Origin of the sequence: Allobosea rubneri (assembly GCF_032464875.1) — a bacterium.
Lineage (GTDB): Bacteria > Pseudomonadota > Alphaproteobacteria > Rhizobiales > Beijerinckiaceae > Allobosea > Allobosea rubneri.
Window position 1 is genome coordinate 15,481 of record NZ_JAWDID010000027.1, and the last position, 23,365, is coordinate 38,845.

27 protein-coding genes are annotated in these 23,365 nt (G+C 67.3%); 7 read left to right on the top strand and 20 right to left on the bottom strand.

Annotation, left to right across the window (positions count from 1 at the left end; all coding sequences use genetic code 11):
• Nucleotides 1-8: 8 nt before the first annotated feature.
• Genes RKE40_RS17390 through RKE40_RS17405 form a run of 4 tightly spaced genes read right to left on the bottom strand, consistent with a single transcriptional unit; the run spans nucleotide 9 to nucleotide 1,971 of the window.
• Complete coding sequence (locus RKE40_RS17390) at nucleotides 9-374, bottom strand: VOC family protein (protein ID WP_316019490.1); 366 nt, start codon at nucleotides 372-374, stop codon at nucleotides 9-11.
• A 50-nt stretch (nucleotides 375-424) separates the two neighbouring features.
• Complete coding sequence (locus tag RKE40_RS17395; RefSeq protein ID WP_316019491.1) at nucleotides 425-886, bottom strand: hypothetical protein; 462 nt, start codon at nucleotides 884-886, stop codon at nucleotides 425-427.
• Between the two features lie 5 nt (nucleotides 887-891).
• Nucleotides 892-1,356 (bottom strand): hypothetical protein, encoded by a 465-nt coding sequence (locus tag RKE40_RS17400; RefSeq protein ID WP_316019492.1) that lies wholly within the window; start codon nucleotides 1,354-1,356, stop codon nucleotides 892-894.
• A 3-nt stretch (nucleotides 1,357-1,359) separates the two neighbouring features.
• A complete protein-coding gene (locus RKE40_RS17405; protein WP_316019546.1) occupies nucleotides 1,360-1,971 on the bottom strand; it encodes a glutathione S-transferase family protein in 612 nt (203 codons plus the stop codon).
• Nucleotides 1,972-2,161: 190 nt separating this feature from the next.
• On the opposite strand from RKE40_RS17405, the gene RKE40_RS17410 reads away from it, so the two are divergent.
• Complete coding sequence (locus RKE40_RS17410) at nucleotides 2,162-2,311, top strand: hypothetical protein (protein ID WP_316019493.1); 150 nt, start codon at nucleotides 2,162-2,164, stop codon at nucleotides 2,309-2,311.
• Between the two features lie 6 nt (nucleotides 2,312-2,317).
• Here the strand turns inward: RKE40_RS17410 and RKE40_RS17415 are convergent, their stop codons facing one another.
• Together RKE40_RS17415 and RKE40_RS17420 are read right to left on the bottom strand one after the other, a co-directional pair.
• The gene (locus RKE40_RS17415) at nucleotides 2,318-3,241 is read right to left on the bottom strand and encodes an AEC family transporter (RefSeq protein ID WP_316019494.1); all 924 of its coding nucleotides are present in this window, start codon (nucleotides 3,239-3,241) and stop codon (nucleotides 2,318-2,320) included.
• Between the two features lie 186 nt (nucleotides 3,242-3,427).
• A complete protein-coding gene (locus tag RKE40_RS17420; RefSeq protein WP_316019495.1) occupies nucleotides 3,428-4,093 on the bottom strand; it encodes a thermonuclease family protein in 666 nt (221 codons plus the stop codon).
• On the opposite strand from RKE40_RS17420, the gene RKE40_RS17425 reads away from it, so the two are divergent.
• Nucleotides 4,064-5,584, top strand: coding sequence for a sensor histidine kinase (locus RKE40_RS17425; protein ID WP_316019496.1), 1,521 nt, complete (start codon nucleotides 4,064-4,066; stop codon nucleotides 5,582-5,584). The genes RKE40_RS17420 and RKE40_RS17425 overlap by 30 nt on opposite strands.
• Before the next feature lie 21 nt (nucleotides 5,585-5,605).
• On the opposite strand, the gene RKE40_RS17430 is transcribed toward RKE40_RS17425, so the two are convergent.
• On the bottom strand, nucleotides 5,606-5,953 hold the full coding sequence (locus RKE40_RS17430; RefSeq protein WP_316019497.1) for a winged helix-turn-helix transcriptional regulator: 348 nt from the start codon (nucleotides 5,951-5,953) through the stop codon (nucleotides 5,606-5,608).
• Nucleotides 5,954-6,164: 211 nt separating this feature from the next.
• Between RKE40_RS17430 and RKE40_RS17435 the strand changes: the two genes are divergently transcribed.
• Nucleotides 6,165-6,869, top strand: a complete 705-nt coding sequence (locus RKE40_RS17435) for a glutathione S-transferase family protein (protein ID WP_316019498.1) — start codon at nucleotides 6,165-6,167, stop codon at nucleotides 6,867-6,869.
• 47 nt (nucleotides 6,870-6,916) lie between these two features.
• Here RKE40_RS17435 and cobT read toward each other — a convergent pair whose 3' ends face one another.
• Nucleotides 6,917-7,939: a nicotinate-nucleotide--dimethylbenzimidazole phosphoribosyltransferase gene (gene cobT, locus RKE40_RS17440; RefSeq protein ID WP_316019499.1), complete on the bottom strand. Its 1,023-nt coding sequence runs from the start codon at nucleotides 7,937-7,939 to the stop codon at nucleotides 6,917-6,919.
• Nucleotides 7,940-8,053: 114 nt separating this feature from the next.
• Between cobT and RKE40_RS17445 the strand changes: the two genes are divergently transcribed.
• Nucleotides 8,054-8,899, top strand: a complete 846-nt coding sequence (locus RKE40_RS17445; RefSeq protein WP_316019500.1) for an adenosylcobinamide-GDP ribazoletransferase — start codon at nucleotides 8,054-8,056, stop codon at nucleotides 8,897-8,899.
• On the top strand, nucleotides 8,896-9,096 hold the full coding sequence (locus RKE40_RS17450; protein ID WP_316019501.1) for a DUF1289 domain-containing protein: 201 nt from the start codon (nucleotides 8,896-8,898) through the stop codon (nucleotides 9,094-9,096). The genes RKE40_RS17445 and RKE40_RS17450 overlap by 4 nt, the downstream gene beginning before the upstream one ends.
• On the opposite strand, the gene RKE40_RS17455 is transcribed toward RKE40_RS17450, so the two are convergent.
• Entirely contained in the window at nucleotides 9,053-9,457 is a 405-nt protein-coding gene (locus tag RKE40_RS17455) for a GNAT family N-acetyltransferase (protein ID WP_316019547.1), read from the bottom strand. The two genes, RKE40_RS17450 and RKE40_RS17455, sit on opposite strands and share 44 nt — an antisense overlap.
• 77 nt (nucleotides 9,458-9,534) lie before the next feature.
• On the bottom strand, nucleotides 9,535-10,368 hold the full coding sequence (locus RKE40_RS17460; RefSeq protein WP_316019502.1) for a sulfite exporter TauE/SafE family protein: 834 nt from the start codon (nucleotides 10,366-10,368) through the stop codon (nucleotides 9,535-9,537).
• A 336-nt stretch (nucleotides 10,369-10,704) separates the two neighbouring features.
• Here RKE40_RS17460 and RKE40_RS17465 point away from each other — a divergent pair, with 336 nt between their 5' ends.
• The gene (locus RKE40_RS17465; protein WP_316019503.1) at nucleotides 10,705-12,348 is read left to right on the top strand and encodes an arylsulfatase; all 1,644 of its coding nucleotides are present in this window, start codon (nucleotides 10,705-10,707) and stop codon (nucleotides 12,346-12,348) included.
• An 87-nt stretch (nucleotides 12,349-12,435) separates the two neighbouring features.
• Here the strand turns inward: RKE40_RS17465 and RKE40_RS17470 are convergent, their stop codons facing one another.
• The 10 genes from RKE40_RS17470 to RKE40_RS17515 form a co-directional block, all read right to left on the bottom strand.
• Nucleotides 12,436-12,894, bottom strand: coding sequence for a PaaI family thioesterase (locus RKE40_RS17470; protein ID WP_316019504.1), 459 nt, complete (start codon nucleotides 12,892-12,894; stop codon nucleotides 12,436-12,438).
• A 14-nt stretch (nucleotides 12,895-12,908) separates the two neighbouring features.
• Nucleotides 12,909-13,910 (bottom strand): tRNA dihydrouridine(20/20a) synthase DusA, encoded by a 1,002-nt coding sequence (gene dusA / locus RKE40_RS17475; RefSeq protein WP_316019505.1) that lies wholly within the window; start codon nucleotides 13,908-13,910, stop codon nucleotides 12,909-12,911.
• Between the two features lie 196 nt (nucleotides 13,911-14,106).
• Nucleotides 14,107-14,412 carry a hypothetical protein gene (locus tag RKE40_RS17480; protein ID WP_316019506.1) on the bottom strand — a complete coding sequence of 102 codons (306 nt, stop codon included), beginning with the start codon at nucleotides 14,410-14,412 and terminating at the stop codon, nucleotides 14,107-14,109.
• Between the two features lie 47 nt (nucleotides 14,413-14,459).
• Nucleotides 14,460-16,007 carry an aspartate ammonia-lyase gene (locus RKE40_RS17485; protein WP_390893418.1) on the bottom strand — a complete coding sequence of 516 codons (1,548 nt, stop codon included), beginning with the start codon at nucleotides 16,005-16,007 and terminating at the stop codon, nucleotides 14,460-14,462.
• A 17-nt stretch (nucleotides 16,008-16,024) separates the two neighbouring features.
• Nucleotides 16,025-16,705 (bottom strand): orotate phosphoribosyltransferase, encoded by a 681-nt coding sequence (locus RKE40_RS17490; protein WP_316019507.1) that lies wholly within the window; start codon nucleotides 16,703-16,705, stop codon nucleotides 16,025-16,027.
• Entirely contained in the window at nucleotides 16,702-17,796 is a 1,095-nt protein-coding gene (gene pyrC, locus RKE40_RS17495) for a dihydroorotase (protein ID WP_316019508.1), read from the bottom strand. The genes RKE40_RS17490 and pyrC overlap by 4 nt, the downstream gene beginning before the upstream one ends.
• A complete protein-coding gene (locus RKE40_RS17500; RefSeq protein WP_316019509.1) occupies nucleotides 17,793-19,088 on the bottom strand; it encodes a Zn-dependent hydrolase in 1,296 nt (431 codons plus the stop codon). The genes pyrC and RKE40_RS17500 overlap by 4 nt, the downstream gene beginning before the upstream one ends.
• Nucleotides 19,085-20,071 (bottom strand): dihydroorotate dehydrogenase, encoded by a 987-nt coding sequence (locus RKE40_RS17505; RefSeq protein ID WP_316019510.1) that lies wholly within the window; start codon nucleotides 20,069-20,071, stop codon nucleotides 19,085-19,087. The genes RKE40_RS17500 and RKE40_RS17505 overlap by 4 nt, the downstream gene beginning before the upstream one ends.
• Nucleotides 20,068-20,946, bottom strand: coding sequence for a dihydroorotate dehydrogenase electron transfer subunit (locus RKE40_RS17510; protein ID WP_316019511.1), 879 nt, complete (start codon nucleotides 20,944-20,946; stop codon nucleotides 20,068-20,070). Before RKE40_RS17510 ends, RKE40_RS17505 begins: the two co-directional genes overlap by 4 nt.
• Before the next feature lie 20 nt (nucleotides 20,947-20,966).
• Nucleotides 20,967-22,214, bottom strand: a complete 1,248-nt coding sequence (locus RKE40_RS17515; protein ID WP_316019512.1) for an MFS transporter — start codon at nucleotides 22,212-22,214, stop codon at nucleotides 20,967-20,969.
• 436 nt (nucleotides 22,215-22,650) lie between these two features.
• Here RKE40_RS17515 and RKE40_RS17520 point away from each other — a divergent pair, with 436 nt between their 5' ends.
• Nucleotides 22,651-23,361, top strand: a complete 711-nt coding sequence (locus tag RKE40_RS17520; RefSeq protein WP_291634963.1) for an orotate phosphoribosyltransferase — start codon at nucleotides 22,651-22,653, stop codon at nucleotides 23,359-23,361.
• Nucleotides 23,362-23,365 lie beyond the last annotated feature (4 nt).

The window sequence follows — 23,365 nt, forward strand, 5'->3', positions numbered from 1 at the left end:
TCTTCCGATCATGCGGTTTGAATCGCGATACGATTGCCTTCGCTGTCGGCGATTTCGGCGACGAAGGCCCCCCCTCCGATCGGCGTCTTCGGAAACAACAGCTCGCTCCCCTGCTCGCCGGCCCTGGCCAGAACATCGTCGATGTCGCCGACGCTCAGATAGATGACCGCGCCATTGATGGTCGGCACATAGATCTCCCCTTCGGCGAGTGCGCCGCTCGCGCCATCCTTGCCTTGTTCGAACGGGAAGTAGGCCATTCTGTTGCCGTGGATCGTGACGATCTCTCCGAAGGCCACCCCGAAGACAGCCGAATAGAAGCGCATCGCCCTCTCAAGATCGGCAACCGGTATTTCGACATGGGCGATCCAGTTCATGCGTGCACCATAGGATCAGATTTCGGGCCGCCGTCGGAGGCTCAAGCTGCTCACCGCCCGGCGAGTTGCTCCCGGCCAGGGCGCTGCGAGATCAGCCCGTCGCAATTCCAGGCAGGGACCTTCTCGGTATGGCGCTGTGGATCGCCCGGCTCGATGGTGGCGACGCCATTGATGCGACCTTCGCGCTGCGTGCGTAGCACATAGAGTTCGCCGCTGCGCTCGACGGTGAAGCAATAGGTCCGGCGCGTCTCGTGCGGGCCGTAATAATAGCAGACCGCCTCTTGCGTGGTGGTCCAGCAGGCGTCGCGGTTGAGGACGTGCCGGTTATGGCCAGTGGCCCGGCCGTCCTTGTGGTGGAATTCGCTGAACGGGCGGCCATTATTGTAGCGGCCGCTGACCGTGTTGCCCTCGAAGAGCTGGCGAATCGCCTCACCGGACAGGCGTTCTGCGGCGGAAGCGGGCATGGCCAACGAGGCCAGCGCGATCAGCGCAGCGGCGCGGCTGCGCGCCATTCGGGTCACCGCGCAGCCATCAGGCGACGCGACATCGGCACGTCCGGCGCGCGCGAGATCAAACCGTCGCAATACCAAGGCTGGCCGCCATCATTGTGCTTGCGCGGGTTGGCGAGCTCGACGGTCGCGATGGCGTTGATCCGGCCATTGTCGAGATTGCGCAGCACATAGAGCCGCTCGTTCATCTCGACAGTGAAGCAGTGGATCGTGCGGTCGCTCGGCGGGCCATAATAGTAGCAGACCGCATCGTCCTTGATGATCCAGCAGGCGTCGCGGTTCTCGTGCCAGCCATTATGGCCCAGCGCCCGGCCATCGGGATCGTGGTACTCCGTGAAGAAGCCGCCGCCCGTGTAGCGGCCGCTGACCGTGTTGCCGGTGAAGGCCTGCTTGATCTGCTCTCCGGTCAGCCTTTCGGTCGCCAGCGCCGGCAGGGCGAGCAGCAGCGCGAGCAGGATGGCGATCCCGCGCACCCCTCAGGCCTTCCAGCTCGGGCGGGCGGAGAGTTCGCCGTGCCAGCGCCGGACATTGGCGAAATCCTCGGGCAGCGGGATGCGCGACGGCTTCATGAAATCGATCGCGATGCCGGCCGTGATGTCGGCGACGCTCAGCTCATCACCGCAGACGAAACGGTTTCCGGCGAGCTGCAGATCGAGCAGCATCAGATGGTCATCTATCATTTCCCGGTTCGCCTCGGCCCATTCCGGCACCTGATCCTCGAGCTCGGCCATCGAGGGATGGCTGTGGCGGAAGACGGCGGCGACGCTCGAGAACAGACCGAGCTCGATCCTCCGGTTCCACATCTCGATCAGCGCCACATCCTTCGGGCCGTCGCCGAACAACGCGGGCGTCGGGTGCATCCCTTCGACATAGCGGCAGATCGCCATGGTCTCGGCCAGCGCCGTGCCATCTTCCAGCACCAGAACCGGCAGGCGTTGCGATGGGTTGATGCGGGTGAACTCCGGCGTCCGATGCTCCTTCTTGGCGATGTCGACCGGCACCAGCTCCGGCAGCGGCACCCCCTTCTCGGCAAAGAAAATCCGAACCCGCCGGGGATTGGGCGCCCGCCCACCGTCATAGAGCCTCATCGCCACCTTCACCCCCGCTCTCGTCTCAGCCGCATTCCTGACAGCCGCATTCATGGCGGCAAATCGGCCCTGTCAAGACAAAGCCCGACAAGAGGGCGCGAGCATGGCCTTTGCAATCGGAGCCGACAGGACGCGGCGTCGCGGAACCGCAGGCTGCAGTTTCGGTTGAAAGGACGAAAGGAGCGCCCGCATGGAACGGAGCTGGAGTTTCGTCGTCTGGATCGTGATCCTCGCGATCCCCGTCGGCCTGGTGCTGGCGAGCTTCTGGTCGCGCTCCAGGCGTGCGGGCGCGGCGCGGATCGAAGGCCCCAGCCTCGACGACCCGCGCGAGCCGCGATAGCCGCCCCTAAAGGGCTGGCGCTAGCAGCAGGAGCGCGATCGGCACAGTCAGGGCCGCCAGCACCGTCTGCAAGGCACAGATGCCGGCCATGAGCGGGGCGTCGCCCCCGAGCTGGCGTGCCATGACATAGGACGACGAGGCCGTCGGCAGCGCGTGAAAGAGGATGGCAATGAAGGCCGCCTGGCCGCCGAGCCCGACCGCCTTGAGCATGAGGAAGGTCACGAGCGGCATCAGCACGAACTTGGCGAAGGAGGCGGCGAGCGCGGGGCGCAAGCCCCGACCGAGCGCGCCCCAGTCCAGCGCAGCGCCGACGCAGAGCAGGCCAAGCGGCAGCGAAGCCTGGCCGAGCGCCTTCATGAAGCTGTCGATACCTGGCGGCAGGCCGAGGCCGCTTGCCTGCAGCAGGATGCCGATCAGGCAGGACATCAGCAACGGGTTGAGCGCGAGGCCGCGCAATACGCCGCGCAAGGTCGGCTGGGCGACGCCCCAGCGCGCGAAGATCAGCACGCAGAGCAGATTGACCGTCGGCACGATCGCGGCATTGGCGACGGCGGCCATCGACAAGGCGGGCGCGCCGAGCAGGCTTACCGCGGCGCTGAGGCCGACATAGTTGTTGAAGCGGATGCCGCCCTGGAAGACCGAGGTGAAGGCAGCGTCGCTATAGCCGAGCCAGCGCTTGGCCAGCACCAGCAGCCCGGAGACCACGATGATCGGCACCATCAGCGTCACTGCGAGGCTCGCGACCGGAACACCGCGCAGATCCGCCATTGCGAGCGCGTGGATGAACAACGCCGGCAGCAGCACGTAGTAGCAGAGGCGCTCGGCCTGCGGCCAGAAGCTGTCCGGCAGGAATCGCCGGCGATGCATGAGATGGCCGAGCGCGATCAAGAGGGCGATCGGCGCGAGCGCGAGAAGAATGGCGCCGATCATCGGCCTGCTCCGGCTGGCCTCCAGGGAGAGAAGGATTTCCTTTAGAGCGGAGGCGGCTGCGACGAAATTCCCCGCGACAGCCCGCCGTCATGCACCTGTCGCATGCCCTCGCACGCCTCCAGAGTCGGCTGCCAGCCCGAACCTCGAGCCAACCGCCGGCATCAGCCGGTTTTTCTTTCCCCCGACCTAGCGCGGGTGGCTTTGCCGCCATTCCGAGGGCCGCTGGAAGTTCAGCGCCCAGAGGCCGCGTCCCGCGGCCTTCGCCTCGTCCTCCTCGGCCCGATATTCGCCATAAGCCAATGCCTGGCCATTGCGGACCATGGCGGCGTTGATATCCGCGTCGCCCTGGCGACAGCGCGCGAGGCCCCGGCCATAGCGGTCCGGCCGCGAGATCGTGCAGCTGACATTGCCGAGCGCCAGCATGCCTGCGAGCGCGCGCCTAGCCTGGCGGCCGCAGGCGACATCGCGTCCGCCCTTGTCGCGGCAGGTCTGACGGTATTCGGGCGCGTCGATCCCCTCCAGCCGCAGCTCCTCGCCAGCGAGCCTGATCGAATCGCCATCGATCGCCTCGGCAGCGCCGGCGAGGTTCCTCGCGGGCCCCAGTCGATATTGCAGGACCGCGCCCGCGACCGCCAAAAGCCCAATGAAACCAAGCGCCACGACGAGATCGACCGCGCGGCCGACACGCCGCCAGCCAAACGGGCCGTAACCATTCGTCCTGAATCCAAAGCGAGCCATCAGCACAAGCTTAACGATTTCCTGCTCATCATGGCGAGCCGGCGCGCAAGGTGCGCGACCGGTCAGGAGCCGCTTTTCTCGGGTATGCCGGAACTCACCGCCGAACAGGTCCAACGTGGTCGCGGACCCGACCCGTCGGCGCTGGCGCGCCGAAAGCTGATCAGCCGCGAGGTGCGATCGGCCCGCGAGCGGCTGACTTCGACGACCGGCCTCGACCGTGCCTTCGATTATGAGCTCGTCCGGCTGTTCGCGCAGTACCGTCTGAACGGGACGGCGGGCACGCTCGTGCTCGCATTGCTCGTCGGTGCTGCGGCCGGCGCCTGGGTGCCGCTCTACAAGGTTTCGGGCTGGTTCGCCTTCGTGGCAATCTCGTGCGTCCTGATGTTCGCGCTGTGCCGGCGTTTCCTGGCCGAGCCATCGGCGGAGGCGCGGATCAGTTTCTGGCGCAAGACGATGCCGCTCGCGGAGATGCTGCACGGCATCTCCTGGGCGCTTCTGCCGATCCTGTTCATCGGGGTCGAGGCACCGGGCGCGCGCTTCTTCCTGACGACGACGCTGCTGATCGTCAGCGCGATCACCGTGATGCTCTGCGCGACCATGCCGATGGCGGTCTATGCCGGGCTGGTGCCCATCACCGGCGCGCTGGTGCTGTTCTTCTCGGGCCGTTCCGACATCGACAGCGTGACCATGCTGATGATGGCGGCCTGCGCCCAGCTCTTCTTCATCTTTCTTTCCAACCGGCTCTACTCGACCTCGGTCGCAACCATCGAGTTCAGGGCGGAGAAGGACGCGCTGATCGCCGAGCTCGGCACAGCGAAAGCCAACTCAGACGAGGCGCGGCGCAAGGCCGAGGAGGCCAACCTCGCCAAATCCCGCTTCCTGGCGACGATGAGCCATGAGCTGCGAACCCCGCTCAACGCCATCCTCGGCTTCTCGGAGGTGATGAAGAACGAGGTCTTCGGCGAGCACGCCAACGGCGCGTACAAGGAATATTCCGGCGACATCCATGGCTCAGGCCAGCATCTGCTCAACCTGATCAACGAGATCCTCGACCTGTCGCGGATCGAAGCCGGCAAATACGAGCTCAACGAGGAAGCGCTCAGCCTCGCTGGGATCGTCGACGACTGCGTTCACATGCTGAACCTGCGCGCCAAGGCCAAGAGCCAGAGCATCCGCGAGGCGGTGGAGCCCGAGCTGCCGAAGATCTGGGCGGATGAGCGCGCGATCCGGCAGGTCGTCCTCAACATCCTCTCCAATGCCATCAAGTTCACACCGCAGGGTGGCGATATCTCGGTGAAGGTCGGCTGGACCGCGACCGGCGGGCAATATGTGACGGTGACCGATACCGGCCCGGGCATTCCCGAGGACGAGATTCCGGTGGTTCTGCAGAGCTTCGGGCGCGGTTCGCTCGCGATCAAGACGGCCGAACAGGGCTCGGGCCTAGGCCTGCCGATCGTCAAGGGCCTGATCGACCTGCACAATGGCGGCTTCACCCTGAAATCGAAGCCGCGCGCCGGCACGGAAGTAACGATCACGCTACCGGCAGAACGCGTGATGGATACGCTGCCCGCGCTGCCGGAGCCGGGCGAGCGCTCGGCCGCATAGCGTCCGGGCGGAGCGGACGCCTCAGGCGACCCTGGGCAGGACCTCGACGTCGCGGCCGCCCTGCTCGACCTCCTCCCACCAGTCGCCGAGCGCATCGATCAACGGCACGAGGCGAAGCCCTGCCGGCGTCAGCTGGTAGTCGACCCGGCGCGGATAGCCTTCATGGTCGATGCGGCGGACGATGCCGGCCGCCTCCAGCTTGCGCAGCTCCAGCGCCAGCATGCGATGCGAAACCGTCGGATTGTCGCGCCGGAGCTCGCTGAAGCGCTTGGTGCCGTCCTTCAGATAGTAGAGCAGCAAGGTCGGCCAGCGGCCACTCAGCACCCGCATGACGCTTTCGATCGCGCAGTCGGACACGACGTCCTTCATGCTCCGTTCCCGGCTAGATCGCCGCGCGTCCGTTCGTACGGGGTCATGGCGATCTGTCTCTTCGTTGTCGCATCCGAGTTGTCCGAAAAATAGATCCCACTTTTCGGTCCGATGCTGTGGTTACAGAAAAGTGCGTAATTTACATGGGGCGACGGCTGACTAGGTTCCAGCCCGCTGCGCAGCGTTTCCCAACCCGAATGGAAAACGCAAGATGGAACCGATTCTCGTTTATGGCTACCCGGCCGGCACCTCGATGGGCCTGGTCGCGGCGCTCGAATGGCTTGGCCAGCCTTATAGACTCAGCCGCATAGACATGCTCGGCGAGATGCGCGAGCCGCCCTACAAGCGGATCAACCAGCGCGTCGAAACCCCGGTGCTGATCACGGAGAAGGGCCGCCCGCTGACCGAGACGATGGCGATCGCCGCCTATCTCGAGGCGCGCGACAACGAGCGACGCATCAGCTTCGATCCGCTCTCGCCCGAGGCCGACCGGATGCACCAGCTGATGGGCTTCCTCAATACCGGCTTCACCGGCGCCTTCACGCCGCTCTGGGTCGCGCTGGAGCTGCCCGAGCCCGACCCCGATTTCGAGGCGGCACTGCGCCGTTTCGGACGCGAGCGGGTGATCGAGCGCCATGACAGGCTGGAAGAGATGCTCGACGGCGGCAACTGGCTGGTCGGCGGCAAGCACAGCCTCGCCGACGGGCTGCTCGCCGGGGTGGCGCGCTGGCTGGAGTACCATGAGGTCGCCGACCTCTCGCGCTGGCCGAAGCTGCAGGCACTGCGCCAGCGGGTCGAAGCCGACCCGGCAGTGGTCTTCGCGGCCGCGCTCGAAAACGGCGAGACGCCGGCCGGCAAGGGCGCCTTCAAGGGCCATGTGCCGCTGGCCGAGGTGATCGAGCACTTCGGCGCCTGACACGCGAAAGACGCGCCGGGTCGGACGCCCGGCACGCGCTTTTCGCGTTACTCGCCCTTCTGCGAGACCTGCGCCTGCACGAAGGTCGCCATGCCGGAATGGACGCCGGCGGCGGCCTTGACGAGGCCGGCAGCGAGCGCAGCGCCCGTCCCCTCGCCCAGGCGCATATCGAGCGCCAACAACGGCTGCTTGCCGATCCGGACAAGCGCCTGCGCATGCGCACCCTCGGCCGAGAGATGCCCGGCGAGGCAATGGTCCAGCGCGGAGGGTTCGAGCGCGTGCAGGATCGCGGCGGCGGCGGTGACGACATAGCCGTCGAGGATCACCGGGATGCGCTGCAGGCGAGCGGCGAGGATCGCGCCGCAGATCGCCGCGATCTCGCGCCCGCCGAAGCGGCGCAGCACTTCCAGGGGATCGCCGAGATGGGCGGCGTGCAGCTTCAGCCCGGCCTCGACAGCCGCGACCTTGCGCTTCAGCCCGTCATCGTCGACGCCGGTGCCGCGGCCGCACCATTCGGCAGCGCTGCCACCATAGAGCGCTGCGAAGATCGCAGCGGCCGAGGTCGTGTTGCCGATGCCCATCTCGCCGAGCGCCAGAAGATCGGCGCCGCCGGCGAGCGCTTCCATGCCGAAGGCCATGGTGGCCACGCAGGCGCGCTCGTCGAGCGCGTCCCCTTCCGTGAAATCGCCGGTCGGCAGGTCGAGCGCGAGATCGAAGACCTTGAAGCCGAGATCATAGGCGGCGCAGATCTGGTTGATCGCGGCGCCACCGGCGGCGAAGTTCTCCAGCATCTGGCGCGTCACCGACTGCGGATAGGCCGAGACGCCCTGGGCGACGACCCCGTGATTGCCAGCGAAGACGCAGACGAGTGGTCGGTCGACGCGCGGCGGCGCCTTGCCCTGCCAAGCGGCGAGCCATTCGGCGATCTCCTCGAGCCGGCCGAGGCTGCCGGCCGGCTTGGTCAGATCCTTGTCGCGGGCGCGCACGGTGTTGGCGGCGGCCATGTCGGGGCCGGGCATGCCGGCGATGAGCTGGCGGATATCGTCGAAAGGCAGGCCGGAGGAAGACATCGCGTCTCGTCTCTTTGCAAACTTTTGGAATCCGGCGGCTGAGCCATCGCCGCCTGCTTGCCGCTGCTGCTATAGGCTGAGGCGAGCGAAGACAATCTGGGATATCGACGCGGAATGGCCGAAGCAGAAAGCGAGAATGCGCCTGCCGCGCCACCGGCCTGGCCGGGCTGGCTCGCCGCGACGGCCGCCTGCATCCGTTTCTATTCGCGCCTGCCGGTGCCGGAGAGGCCAGGCGAGAACGCGCATGCGACGCCCGATTTCCGGCTGCTGCCGCGTGCTTTGCCCTTTGCTGCCCTGCTGATCGCGCTGCCCACCGCACTCATCGTGCTCGCGACCGGCCTCGCCGGGCTCGACGACCTCGTCGTCGCATCCCTCGGCGTCGCCGTGCTGGTCTTCACCACCGGCGCCTTCCATGAGGACGGGCTGGCCGACAGCGCCGACGGGTTGTTCGGTGGCTGGACGCCCGAGCGCAGGCTCGAGATCATGAAGGACAGCCGGATCGGCAGCTATGGCACGCTGGCGATCGGGCTCGCACTGCTGCTGCGCGTCTCCGCGCTGGCTGCGATCCTCGATGGCGCCGGCGCCCTCGCCGCCGCAGCCGCCATTCTCGGGGCGGCCGCCTGGTCGCGCATCGAGGGCATTCGCGTGGTCGCAACGCTGCCGCCGGCACGCGTCGACGGCGCCTCTGCGGCTGTCGGCACGCCGGAACGCGCGGTGTTGCCCTTCGCTTACGGCCTCTCCGCCTGCATCGGGCTTCTGCTCGGGCTCGCCGGTAACCTGCCGCTCGCGGGCCTCCTGATCGGCATCGGCCTCTCGGCCCTGGCGAGCGGTTGGCTGATGCGCACCGCCAGGCGGCTGATCGGCGGACAGACCGGCGACATCGCCGGCGCCTGCCAGCAGCTCTCCGAGATCGCGATCTATCTCGGCATCGCGCTCGCCCTCGGCTGGAGCGGGCAGTGAGCGGCGCATCGAGCCCCTGCATCCGCATCTGCGTGATCGATCCGGCGAGCAAGCTCTGCGAGGGCTGCGGGCGCACGCTTCAGGAGATCGCCCAATGGTCGCGCCTCACCGAAACCGAGCGGCTTTCGATCATGGCGACGCTGGAAGAGCGGCTCAGCTCTCTGCGAGACGACGCAGCTCCTCGCCGCTCAACCTGAAGAAGACCTTCTCCGGCTGCGGCGATGCGCCGAGGCTTTCATAGAAGTGCAGCAGGCGGACATCGTCGCGTGCCGCCGTCCAGTCGACGCGGCCAAAGCCTCGCACCAAGGCGAGGCGCGCCAGCTCGGCCATCAGGCGCCGCCCTGCCCCGAGACCCCGCGCCGCCTGCGCGACGTAGAGCTCCTTCAGGAAGAAGCCGGCCCGCAGGCCGGGACCGGGATAGATCGCAGCGAAGGCGGCGAAACCGACGAGGGCCTCGCCGTCTTCCGCAACCAGGAGCTCGGCTCCGGCCGGGCGGCCGGCAAGCCCCGCCCGGATCTCGGCATCCGACGGACAGGGCACGCGATAATGCGCCTGCATCTCAGCCATCAGCCGGGCGAGTGTCGGATGATCGGCTTCGGTGCCTGCGCGGATGGAAAGCACGGCTCCTCCTCCGATCAGAAGACCAGCGACCAGAAGAAGCGGGCGCAGACCAGGAGGAGGAAAATGCCGAAGGCGACTTCGAGCTTGCGCTTCGACAGACGATGCGCCTGGCGTGCGCCGATAGGGGCCGTCCAGATCGAGGTCGGGATGAAGAGCAGGAAGCCGATCAGCGAGACGTATCCGAGCGAGAGCGGCGGCAGGAGGTCCATCTTCGGCCAGCCGGCGTAGATGTAGCCGAGCGCACCGGGGATCGAGATCAGCACGCCGAGGCCGGACGAGGTCGCCACCGCCTGATGGATCGGGCGGCCGTAGAAGGTCATGAACAGGCTGGAGAGCTGGCCGCCGCCGATGCCCATCAGCGCCGAAAGCACGCCGATGACCAGGCCATAGACCCGCATCAGGAATGGCCCGGGCATATCGTCGCCGAGCTTCCAGCGGTCGGAGGCGAAGAGCAGGCGCATGGCGCTGACGAAGGCGACCGCGACGAAGACCGCCTTGAACACGTCCGGCGGGGCGTAGCGCGCGACCAGGCTGCCGAGGCCGACGCCGAGCACCACGGGCAGCGCCCAGATCCTGATGATAGAGGTGTCGACCAGGCCCTTGGCCCGGTGCGCATTGAAGGAGCGGATCGAGGTCGGGATGATGACGGCGAGCGAGGTGCCGACGACGAGGGGCATGCGCACCTCCTCGGGCACGCCGATGACCCGGAAGACCTCATAGAGCACCGGTACGATCACCGCCCCGCCGCCGACGCCGAACAGGCCGGCGAGCAGGCCGGTGACGGCCCCCGCGGCGATCAGCGAGACGGCGAGAAAAATCAGGTCGTTGATGGGAATGCCGGCAATCATAATGTTTCCGAATACGGGAAGGTGGGGCTGCTCTTAGGGATTCGCCGGGAAAGGGCAAGGTTGGTGCGGCAGGGCCGCCATGCGCGCAGACACAGCCATGGACCGGCGGAGCAAGAACTGCCCCGTCGGCTCGCGGGCTCGACGGAAGTGCGACGGCATCCGGGCCGGGCGAGACGTGGCGAACGGAGGTCGGGCACCTCTGCAAGTGCGTAACTGTTACGAACTTGCCGGCTGCCGCCGCGTGCTTTCAGTCTCTTGATCCCGAGCGCGAGCGTCAGAAGCTATGGCGAAACAGGGCCTCCGCTCACGGTTCCGATCAATGCGCGAGGTTTCTCCATGCCCCCGAAGCAGGACGTCTCCGGCACGAACCCATCTCTCGACAGGCGCAGCATCCTTCTGGGCGGGACCGCCCTGGCTGCGGCAGCATCCTATCTCTCGGCAGAGGTCAAGCCGGCCCAGGCGCAGCAGCCGGCAGCCCCGGCCGCCGGGCGCAAGCCAAACATCCTCGTGATCTTCGGCGACGATATCGGCATCCCCCAGATCAGCGCCTATACAATGGGGATGATGGGCTATCGCACGCCCAATATCGATCGCATCGCCAAGGAAGGCGCGATCTTCACCGATGCCTATGGCCAGCAGAGCTGCACCGCCGGTCGCGCCTCCTTCATCCTCGGGCAGGAACCTTTCCGTACCGGCCTGCTCACCATCGGCATGCCGGGCGATCCGCATGGCATCCAGGATTGGATGCCGACGATCGCCGATGCCCTGAAGACCGCCGGCTACGCCACCGGCCAGTTCGGCAAGAACCATCTCGGCGACCGGGACGAGCATCTCCCGACGCGGCACGGCTTCGACGAGTTCTTCGGCAATCTCTACCATCTCAATGCCGAGGAGGAGCCGGAAGGCTACTTCTATCCGAAGGACCCGAATTTCCGCAGGCAGTTCGGCCCGCGCGGCGTGCTCAAGACCTCGGCGGACGGCAAGATCGAGGATACCGGGCCGCTCAACACCAAGCGCATGCCGACGATCGACGAGGAGTTCCTGGCCGGCGCCAAGGATTTCATCGACCGTCAGGCCAAGGCGAACAAGCCGTTCTTCTGCTGGTTCAACTCGACCCGCATGCATGTCTTCACCCATCTGAAGGCGGAGTCGATGGGCAAGACGGGCAAGGGCATCCATGCGGACGGCATGGTCGAGCATGACGGCCATGTCGGACAGCTGCTCAAGCAACTCGACGATCTCGGCATTACCGACAACACCATCGTGCTCTACACGACGGACAACGGCGCGGAGATCGCGCTCTGGCCAGACGGCGCCATGACACCGTTCCGGGGCGAGAAGGGCACCACATGGGAAGGCGGTTTCCGTATCCCGATGATGGTGCGCTGGCCGGGCGTGGTGAAGCCCGCGACGGAGGTCAACGAGCCGATCGCATTGATCGACTGGTTCCCGACCTTCTGCGCTGCCGCCGGGCTTGGAGATGTCAAGGAGAAGATGAAGACCGGATTCCAAGCGGGGTCGAAGAGCTTCAAGGTTCATCTCGACGGCTACAATTTCATGCCCTTCCTCAAGGGCGAGACGAAGGAGCCTCCGCGAGACACCGTCTTCTACTTCGATCAGGGTGGCAATTTGAACGCCATCCGATGGAACGATTGGAAGGTCAGCTTCGCCGTCGCCAGCGAGGGAAACATCGCAACAGCGACGCGCGAGGTTCCATCCTGGGCCAACATCACCAACCTACGGATGGATCCCTATGAGCGCGGCACCAAGGAAGGCGGCGAAGCCATGAAGTTCTTCGCCCAGCAGATGTGGCTGCTCGTGCCGATCCAGGCCAAGGTGAAGGAGTTCTTCTCGGACTTCGCCGAGTATCCTTTCCAGACCGGCAGTTCGCTGAACGCGTCCGGCATCAACTACGGCCTGCTGCAGCAGCAGGCCGCAATGAAGCGGCTGGGCGAGCTGGAACGGTTGAGGCCACGCTAGAGCAGGCTTAGAACCGCCGGCACCGTCATTCCGGACAGGCCGCGAGAGGCGCAGCTCCGGAGTGACGATCCGGCGGATCTAAAGCCGCTAGTCGGCGACACCCTCGCGGCCAGCGATCGTCATGCAGGTCGCCGTCATCATGGCGCAGAGCTTGCGCGCCCCGCCCGAGACCGCGAAGACCTCGGCGGTGGCGAGCGTTAGCGTGCGACCGGCCTTCACCACCTTGCCGAGCGCCCGCAATTCCTCGCCGGTGGCGGGCGCCAGCAGGTTGATCTTGAACTCTGCCGTGAGGATGCCGGCTCCGGCCGGCATCGCGGTCAAGGCGGCATAGCCGGCGGCGCTGTCGGCGATGGTCGAGACCGCGCCGGCATGGACGAAGCCGTGCTGCTGGCAAAGATGGGCTGAAACCGGCAAGGCGATCTCGACCTCGCCCGGCGCGACGCGGACCAGCCGGGCACCGAGCGTCGCCATGAAGGCCTGCTTGGCGAAGCTCGTCTCGATCCTGGTAATCAGCGCGGGATCGACGGCGGCGGGTTCACCCGTCATCGGCAAGGCCTCGTTCATTCGGCAGCGATCGCGGAGGGTGCCTCGCGCTCGACATGGGCGATGGCGGCGCGCAGATCGGCGAGGCCGGCGCCGGCGGCGACGCAATGCTCGGCGAGATGGCGGCGGAACAGGCGCGAGCCGCGCCGACCGGGAAAGAGCCCGACGAGATGGCGGGTGAAGGCGTGCAAGCGCCCGCCCCGCTCGAGATGCGCGGCGATGAACGGCTCCAGCGCCTCCAGCATCTCGAAGGCATCGGCGACCGGCGCCGCCTCGCCGAACAGCAGCGGATCGACGGAAAGCAGCACTTCCGGATTCTGATAGGCCTCGCGGCCGAGCATGACGCCATCGACATGGGCGAGATGCGGCAGCCATTCGGCGGGCGCACGGATGCCGCCATTGAGCGAGACCGGCAGATCGGGATTGGCGGATTTCAGGCGATAGGCCCGCTCATAGTCGAGCGGCGGGATCTCGCGGTTCTCCTTGGGCGAAAGTCCCTGCAGCCAGGCCTTGCGGGCGTGCACGATCAGCGCATCGACGCCCGCGGCCCGGACCGCCGCGGTCAGGGCGTCGAGCGCGACTTCCGGGTCCTGATCGTCGACGCCGATCCGGCACTTCACGGTGACGGGGATCGAAACCGCCGCCTTCATCGCCGCGACGCAGTCCCCGACCAAGTCGGGCTCGCGCATCAGGCAGGCGCCGAAGGCCCCGCCCTGGACGCGATCGGAGGGGCAGCCGCAATTCAGGTTGATCTCGTCATAGCCGAAATCGGCGCCGATCTTCGCCGCCTCGGCCAACAGGATGGGATCATTGCCGCCGAGCTGCAGCGCGACCGGATGCTCGACCGCGTCGAAGCCGATCAGCCGCTGCCGGTCGCCGCGGATCACGGCCTGCGCCGTCACCATCTCCGTGTACAGAAGGGCGCGACGCGACATCAGGCGATGGACCACCCGGCAATACCGGTCAGTCCAGTCCATCATCGGCGCCACGGAAAACCTAATGTACTGATATTTCGTCATATTTTACCTTGAAACCGGCATATGCGCACGGAGCGCGCAAGGTTCCCTGCCAGCCATCCTTAAGCCGGCCTCTGAGCTTCAGCGGCTCTACTAACCCAAAATCCGGCTTTTGATGAGCCCGGACAGCAAACAACCCGGCCGGGGCCGGGTTGCATGGTCGGCATCGCTGCCAAAGGAAACTCCGAAAGCCGCGGCCTCAGGCGAGTTCGGCTGCGCCGATCCGGTTGAGCAGTTCCAGCCGGTGCGCCGGGTCGGCAGCGCCGGGAGCCAGCGCCTGCTCGATCAGCCCGGTGAGCCGCTGCAACGCGCCCTCGGCGACGTCGAGCGGCAGCGGGCGGCGGTCATAGGCTTCGGCGAAACGGCCGGCGAGATCGGCGAGCAGGCGCAATAGCGCGGCATGCTCGGGCTCGGCGGCGCGCAATTCGAGGGCGCGGCCCTGGAATTCGAGATAGGTATTCATGCTGCCCTTCTGCTGGAGCAGCCAGTTCAACAGCTCGTTCATCATCCTCTCCGGGTAGGCGGCCGTCCGACCTTGCGGCGGCCGATCGTTCAGGCCCGCGCCTTTCCGGCGGGCTTCGGGCGCGACGGGGCCGTCATCGCCTCGATCTTCAGGAGCTCGTCGAGCTCGGCCCGGCTGAGCAGGCCTTCCTCGAGCACGATCTCGGCAACCTTGCGCTTCTCGGCGAGGGCGCGGCGCGCCACCCGCGACGACGCCTCGTAGCCGAGCCGCGGTCCGAGCGCCGTGACGAGGCCGATCGAATCCTCGACCAGCGCCAGGCAGCGCTCGCGATCGGCCTCGATGCCAGTGACGCAGCGCGTCGTCAGGGTCGTCACCGCCGCGGTGAGATGGCGCAGCGAGGAGAGCAGGCAATAGCCGATGGTCGGCTCGAAGGCGTTGAGCTGGAGCTGGCCGCCCTCGGCGCAGAGCGTCACGGTGAGATCGTGGCCGATGACGAGATAGGCGACCTGGTTGACCACTTCCGGGATCACCGGGTTGACCTTGCCCGGCATGATCGAGGAGCCGGCCTGGACCGCCGGCAGCCGGATCTCGCTGAAGCCGGCGCGCGGGCCGCTGGAGAGCAGGCGCAGATCGTTGCAGATCTTGGAGAGCTTGACCGCGACGCGCTTCAGCACGCCGGAGAACAGCACGAAGGCGCCCATATCCGAGGTCGCCTCGATCAGGTTCGTCGCCGGCACCATGGGCTGGCGGGCGGCGCGGGCCAGCTCCTCGATGGCGAGGGAAGCATAGCGGGCGTCGGCGGTGATGCCGGTGCCGATCGCGGTCGCGCCGAGATTGACCTCGCGGAACAGGGCCGCCGCCTCGCGCAGCCGCGAGACATCCTCCTTGATCGTGGCGAAGAAGGCGTCGAACTCCTGGCCGAGCGTCATCGGCACTGCGTCCTGGAGCTGGGTGCGGCCGATCTTCAGCACATCGGCGAACTCGACCGCCTTGGCCTTGAAGGCGAAGGCGAGCTCGTCGAGCGCCGCGATCATCGGCTCGGTGGCGAAGATCACGGCGAGGCGCAGCGCCGTCGGATAGGCGTCGTTGGTCGACTGCGCCATGTTGACGTCGTCATTCGGATGGAGCGCGGCGTAGTCGCCCCTGGCCTTGCCCATCAGCTCGAGCGCGACGTTGGCGATGACCTCGTTGGCGTTCATGTTGGTCGAGGTGCCGGCCCCGCCCTGCACGGCATCGACGACGAACTGATCATGGAAGCGGCCTTCGACCGCGATCAGGTCGCAGGCCCGCTCGATCGCCTCGGCTTTCGCGGCAGGAAGGTTGCCGAGGCGGCGATTGGCGCGCGCCGCCGCCTGCTTGACCAGGGCCAATGCCCGCACGAATTCCGGGAAATGCCCGACCGGCACGCCGGTGATCGGGAAATTGCCGACGGCACGCAGCGTGTGCACGCCCCAATAGGCGTCGGCCGGCACGTCGGCATCGCCGAGCAGGTCATGCTCGCGCCGCGTCCTGATTTCGGCCAGCGCGATGGTCTGCGTCGTCGCGAGCTGGACGCTGTCGGCCTGCGGCGGTGCGGTGATCGGCGTTGCTGCTGCGAGATCGGCCATGGTGGAATCCTCGCGGGATTTGGGCTTCATCGCAGGCTCCTTCCGGATCAGACGCGCGGCGAAAGGCTGACGCGGCCGCCATGGCGCGTCGACCAGGCGACGGGGTCGGCCAGGAAGCGCTCGATCTCGGCGCGATCCTCTGCCGCAAGCTCCTGGCCTGCATCGGCACGCAGGACATCGGCCCAGGTCGCGAGCGGATGCAGGACAAGCCCCGCCTCCTGCAGGCGCTCGCCGGCGCCCGGAAAGACGTCGTGGTAGAAGATCGTCAGGACGTGCTCGACGCTGGCGCCGGCCGAGCGCAGGCCGCGGGCGAAACCGAGCTTGCTGCCGCCATCGGTCGTCAGATCGTCGACAAGGAGCACGCGCAGCCCGTCGACCGGCCCGCCCTCGACCTGTGCGTTGCGGCCGACGCCGAGCGGGCGCTTGCGGACATAGCGCAGCTTCAGCGCTGTCCGATCGGCGAACCAAGCCGCGAAGGGAATGCCGGCGGTCTCGGCCCCGGCGACGGCATCGAAGCTGCCGGCGGGAAAGGCCGCCTCGGCATAGCGCACGGCGAGATCGGTGACGGCGCGGCGCAGTTGCGGGTCGCCGAGCAGAAGGCGGACATCGACATAGACCGGGCTCGCCCAGCCGGCGGCGAGCACATAGGGCTGCTGGCGGCTGACATGGATGGCGCCCGCCCGGAACAGCAGCCGGGCGACCGCCTCGCCGATCTCGCCGGCGCTCACGGGCGAACCTCGCCGATCGACCAGGGCAGGTTCTCGGCGCCGCGGAAGATCACGACCTCGCTATCCTCGACCTCGACGGCGGCGAGCGCCCGGCTCGGCTTGCGCTCCAGTGTGATCGTGCCCTCGTTCAGAGGCAGCCCGTAGAAGCGCGCGCCGTTCTCCGAGGCGAAGGCCTCGAAACGGTCGAGCGCGCCGGCCTCGTCGAAGACCTGGACATAGGTCTGCAGCGCGGTGGCGCCACCGAAGACGCCGGCCGAACAGCACTCGGCCTGCTTGGCGCCGCGCAGATGCGGGGCGGTGTCGGTGCCGATGAAGAAGCAGGTATCGCCGGATGTGACGGCCTCGCAGAGGGCGAGGCGGTGGCTCTCGCGCTTGGCGACCGGCAGGCAGTAGAGATGCGGGCGCAGGCCGCCCTGGAAGAGCGTGGTGCGGTTGATGATCAGGTGATGCGGCGTGATCGTGCCGGCGGCGCGACCGGCATGGGCGCGGACGATCGCGACCGTCTCGGCAGTGGTGACATGCTCGATCACGACCTTGAGCCCCGGATGGCGCTTCAGCAGGGGCAGCATCTCCTGCTCCATGAAGACGGCCTCGCGGTCGAAGATGTCGACGGCCGGGTCGGTCGCCTCGCCATGGACGAGGACCGGCATGCCGATCTTCTCCATGCGCTCCAGCACCGGCGCGAGCTTGGGAATATTCGTGACGCCGTGATGGGCGTTGGTGGTGGCGCCGGCGGGATAGAGCTTGGCCGCGGCCCAGACGCCCTCGCGATAACCGCGTTCGATCTCGTCCGGCACAGTCGTGTCGGTGAGGTAGCAGGTCATCAGCGGGGTGAAGTCGCAGCCCTCGGGCCGGGCGGCGAGGATGCGCTCGCGATAGGCGGCAGCCGCGGCGATGGTCGTCACCGGCGGCACGAGGTTCGGCATGATAATGCCGCGGGCGAACTGAGCGGCGGTGAAGGGCAGCACCGCCTTGAGCATGGCGCCGTCGCGCAGATGGACGTGCCAGTCGTCGGGCCGGCGGATGGTGAGCGAGAGCGGCGCCTCGGCTTCCGCAGCCGGCGCAGCATCGAAGAGTTGCGAAACGCTCATTGTACCGCCTCCCGGATGGCCGCCCGCATCACCGCGATACCGGCTAGGAAATCATCGATCGCCATCGCTTCCCTGGGATTATGCGATCCGTGCTCGTTACGCACGAAGATCATGGCGCTCGGGATGCCGGCATTGGCGAAGACCGCCGCATCATGGCCGGCGCCGCTCGGAATCTCCTCGTCGGGAAGGCCGAGCCCGCGCGCCGCAGCCTTCAGCCGCGCGATCCAGCCAGGATCCATCACCGCCGGGGCCGATTCGAGGCGGCGATCGAAGCTGAATTCGACCCCCCTCTCCTCGCCGACCAGCCGGCATTCCGAGAGGAACAGGTCGTAGAACGCCTCCAACGTCTCGCGGTTCTGGCTGCGCACCTCGAAGGAAAAGCTGACCTTGCCGGGTATGCGGGCGATGGCATGCTCCTGCGGGTCGGTGCCGAGCACCCCGGCGGTCACCACGACGTCGCGGCCGCGCTCCAGCAGGGTGCGCCAATGCCGGTCGAGATGGGTGATCAGCTCGGCCGTGGCGAAGACCGCATCGCGCCGCAGCCAGCGCGGCACCGCGCCGGAATGGCCGGCTTCGCCGATGCACTCGACATTGCGATGGCGGACATTGCCGCGGATGCCGGTGACGATGCCGACCGGCAGATCGCGGGCGACCAGAACCGGCCCCTGCTCGATGTGGAGTTCGATCCAGGCCGCGACAGTCGCTGGGTCGAGCAAGGGCTCGCTCTTCTCGACGCGGGCCATGTCGACGCCGATATCGGCCATGCACTGCGCCAGGGTCCGACCGGTCGCATGGTCGCGCACCGCAAGGTCGGCAGCGGTGAGTTTCCCGAACAGCGCGCTCGAGCCCATATAGGCCTTGCCGAAGCGGGCGCTCTCCTCGCCGCGCAGCGCATAGACCTTGATGGCCCGGCGCGGCACGAACCCCTCCTCCTTGAAGCGGGCGATGATCGCGAGGCCGGCGATGACGCCGGCGGCGCCATCGAAATTGCCGCCCTGCGGCACCGAATCGAGATGCGAGCCGCAGGCCAGGAAGGGCAGCTCCGGCTCGGCGCCTTCAAGCGTGACCACCAGATTCGCGCCGGCGTCGCGCTCGGTCGCGAGACCGAGCTCGCGCGCCTTGGCCTCGACGAGGTCGAGCGCCAGGGATTCGCGCTCGCTATAGGCTTCGCGGGTGATGCCGACGCCGTCGCCAGTCGCCTCGCGCAGCACGTCAAACAGGGCTTCCGACAACGCGCGGTCGCCCTCGTTGCCGCTGAAGACGTTGCGCAGATCGGCAGGGTGCGCGGTCACGATACGGGATCCAGCCAGGCGAGTTCGGACTCGTCGGCCTCCTCGATGACGACGCCGCGGATCAGGTCAGTGACGCGCGGAATCTCGCGATGCAGGCAGAAGCTCCTGAGTCCGTCGATGATCGTGGTCATCGACGCCGGCTGCAGGAAGGTCGCGGTGCCGACCTGCACGGCGCTGGCGCCGGCGAGCATGTATTCGATCGCGTCCTCGGCGGTGGAGATGCCGCCGCAGCCGATCACCGGGATCTTCACCGCCTTGGCGCATTGGAAGACCTGGCGCAGCACGATCGGCTTGATCGCCGGACCGGAGAGGCCGCCCATGATGTTGCCGAGGCAGGGCTTGAAGGTCTTGAGGTCGATCGCCATCGACAGGATCGTGTTGGCGACCACGACCGCATCGGCGCCGGCAGCTTCGGCGGCGCGCGCCACTTCCGGCACATCGCCGGTATTGGGCGTGAGCTTGACCCAGAGCGGCAGGTTCGTCGCCTCGCGCAATTGCCGCGTCACCTTCTCGGTCGATTCGGCGCGCATGGCGAAGGCCTTGCCGTCCTCCTCGATGTTCGGACAGGAGATGTTGGCCTCGATCGCGGCGATGCCGGGGATCGAGAGCTCGGCGGCGAGGCTGGCAAAGCCCTCGGCAGTCGGCGCGGAGATGCTGACCACCAGTGGCGTGTCATAGGCCGCATAATGCGGCATCGTCTCCTCGACGAAATAGCGCACACCCTTGGAGGGAATGCCGATCGCGTTGATCAGGCTGCCAGGCCGTTCGACGACGCGCGGCAGCGGGTTTCCGGCGCGCAGTTCGCGGGTGATCGTCTTGGTGACGAAGGCGCCGAGCCGGTTGAAATCCATCACCTTCTCCAGCCCCTCGGCGAAGGTGCCGGAGGCCGGCATGACCGGATTACGCAGTTTCAGCCCGCCAATGCTGACGGAGAGATCGACATCCGGCGCCGCATGCGCGGCTGCGTTCATCACCGGGTTCATGGCAGCGCTTCCATCAGGTCGAAGACCGGCCCGTCCCAGCAGACGCGCCGGTGGACGATCTCGCCATTGACGTTGAAGTCGCGCACGCAGCAGTAGCAGAGGCCGATTCCGCAGGCCATCTGCTGCTCCATCGCGACCTGGCCGGGCAGGCCGAATTCCTGCGCCAGCCGTTGCTGGACGCGCATCAGCCGGCTCGAGCCGCAGGTGAAAAAGGCATCGCAGGCGCCGTCGGCGATCAGCCGGCGCAGGATGCGCTCGACATTGGCCGGGCCGCTGGTCGATTCGGAATCGGTGACGGCGACGACGTCGGCGCCGTGGCTGTGGAAGAGGTCGACCGAGACGAGCAGGTCCGGCCGCCGGGCGCTGAATACCGCGGTGACGCGGGTGCCGTTGGCCTTGGCCGCCTTCGCCAGCGGGGCGAGCGTCGCGAGGCCGGCGCCGCGGCCGACGGCGACGATGCTGCGCCAGGAGGGGTCGAGCGTGAAACCGGTGCCGAGCGGCCCCATGATGTCGAGCCGGTCGCCGACCCGCAGCGTATCGAGGCCGCGGGTACCGGCGCCCGTCACCTTGTAGAGAAACTCGACCTGGCGCTTCTCCGGATCGGCCCCGTAGAGGCTCATCGGCCGGCGCAGGAAGGGCTGCTCGCCGACCGGCTGGGGGCAGAGCAGCTGGAAGAACTGGCCGGGCTCGGCCGCAGCAGCCTCGGCGCTGCAGCGAACGACGAGGTGCCGGTATTCGCCGTTGACCGCCTCATGCGAGACGACCTCGGCGAGTTCCGCGACCACGCTGGCCTTCCAGGAAGCGCAGGAACCCACGGCTCCCGCGCCGCCTGTCGTGGCGGCGAGCGAGCCTTGATGAAGCGGTTGCATCGACATGGCTCGCTCCTTTCAGCGGCTCAGGAGAGCTCGGCGCCGCGGCGCTCGGGGATCAGCAGCCACATGGCGATGATGTCGAGCACGTAGAGCGTCGCCAGCAGGCCGATCGCGACCTCGAAGCTGTAGGCGGCGGCGATCGCGCCCACCACGACCGGGCCGAAGCCACCGACACCGCGACCGATGTTGAACAGCACGTTCTGGGCGGTGGCGCGGGCCGTGGTCGGGAAGAGCTCGCTGATCAGCGCGCCATAGCCGCCGAGCATGCCGTTGACGAAGAAGCCCATCACCGCGCCGCCGACCAGGAGGTGGATCGGGTCGGTCAGCCGCGAATAGACCACGACCATCACCGCTGCGCCGAGCATGTAGCCGAAGAAGGCGGGGCGCCTGCCGATCCGGTCGGCGATATGGCCGAAGGCGAAGATGCCGAGCGCCATGCCGGCGATGGTGACCGAGGTCCAGACGGCCGACTGGGTCAGAGCGAAGCCGAAGCGGGTCGCCAGGTAGTTGGGCAACCAGATCATCACGCCGTAATAGCCGAAGTTCTGGACCGAGCAGAGGATGACCATGCCGAGGCTGAGCTTGGTGGTCTCCCAGTCCTTGACCAAAGCGCGCAGCGCGGACTCCTTCGGCTTGTCCTTGGTGCGGGCGACGAAGACGTCCGGCTCATGCAGCGAATGGCGGATGAAATAGGCGGCGATCGCCGGCAGCACGCCGATGGCGAACATGCCGCGCCAGCCGATCGTGGGCAGCAGCAGCGGCGTCGCGATCGCGGCGGCGAGCACGCCGACCTGCCAGCCGAGGCCGACATAGGAGGAGGCGCGGGCGCGCTTGGACGCCGGCCAGGCTTCGGCGACGAGCGCCATGCCGATGCCGAACTCGCCGCCGAGGCCGAGGCCGGCGATGGTGCGGTAGATCAGCAGGTCCCAATAGCCCTGCGCGAAGGCGCACATGCCGGTGAAGACGGCGAAGAGGACGATGGTCCAGGTCAGCACGCGCACGCGACCGAGCCGGTCCGAGAGCATGCCGAAGCCGATGCCGCCGATGACGGCGCCGACCAGCGTCGCGGTAACCAGCGAGGCGCCCTGCGCCGCGGTGAGGTTGAGATCGGCCGAGATCGCCCGCAGCATGAAGCCGAGGATCAGGAGGTCGAAGCCGTCCATGGCATAGCCGATGGCCGAGCCCCAGAGAGCCTTCCTGGCCTTGCTGTCGACCTCTGTCGGTGCGGAATGGGCGATTGAGCCGGCGGTTGCGGCCTGGTTGTCACTCACGGCGGAGTCCCCTGTCTGGCTTCTGATGACGTGCACAGGAACGCAAATGCATCAGGGCACGCCCCGTGCGTGCCTCTGCCTGCCGTCCCTTTGGAGTTTGGGCGTGCACCCACCTTCTCCGGACGCTTCTGCGTCACTTGACGACCGACCGCTAGGGCCTGCCGCGAGAAGCTCACCGCTGCGCGAGACATAGCCCCTCCGCGCCGCACGCCGGCATGATTGTCACGGCATTATCTCATTTGCAATCCTAAATCTCAATTTTGCGACACTTTCGGAAAGCGGCAGGTTTCCACAAGCATCGGCGTGTCGGAGCGCGATTCAGGGATTGACCTCGACCGTCATCGCGCTGAGAAGGGGCCGTTTGCGAACCCGACATTGCCCCGCCCGAACGCCGCAACCGGCGAACGATGGCGCTCAGCCCCTGGAGAAGAAGACCATGCCCAATCTCTACATGCCGGTCGACAGGGACACGATCGCCCTCGAGGCGGCCAAGATGCTGCTCGAGATCAAGGCCGTCCATTTCTACAAAGACAAGCCCTTCATCTTCACCTCGGGCTGGGCGAGCCCGGTCTATATCGACTGCCGCAAGATCATCTCCTTCCCGCGACTGCGCTCCTCTCTGATCGACTTCGCCGCGACGACGATCGTGCGCGACATCGGCTACGAATCGATCGACATCGTCGCCGGCGGCGAGACGGCCGGCATCCCCTTCGCCGCCTGGATCTCGGACCGGCTGGCGCTGCCGATGCAGTATGTGCGCAAGAAGCCCAAGGGCTTCGGCCGCAATGCGCAGATCGAAGGCGAGGTGGTCGAGGGCGCCCGCACGCTGCTGGTCGAGGACCTCGCCACCGATGGCGGCAGCAAGGTGAACTTCTGCAAGGCGCTGCGCGACGCCGGCGCCAAGGTCGATCACTGCTTCGTGCTGTTCTACTACGACATCTTCCCGCAGGGCCGCGAGATGATGAAGGAGATCGGCGTCGGCCTGCATTATCTCACCACCTGGTGGGACGTGCTCAAGGTCGCCAAGGCGAGCGGCCATTTCGAGCCGAAGGTGCTGGACGAGGTCGAGAGCTTCCTCAACGAGCCGGCCAAGTGGTCGGCCGCGCATGGCGGCATCTCGGACTTCAACCAGGCCAAGCAGGGCTGAGCCA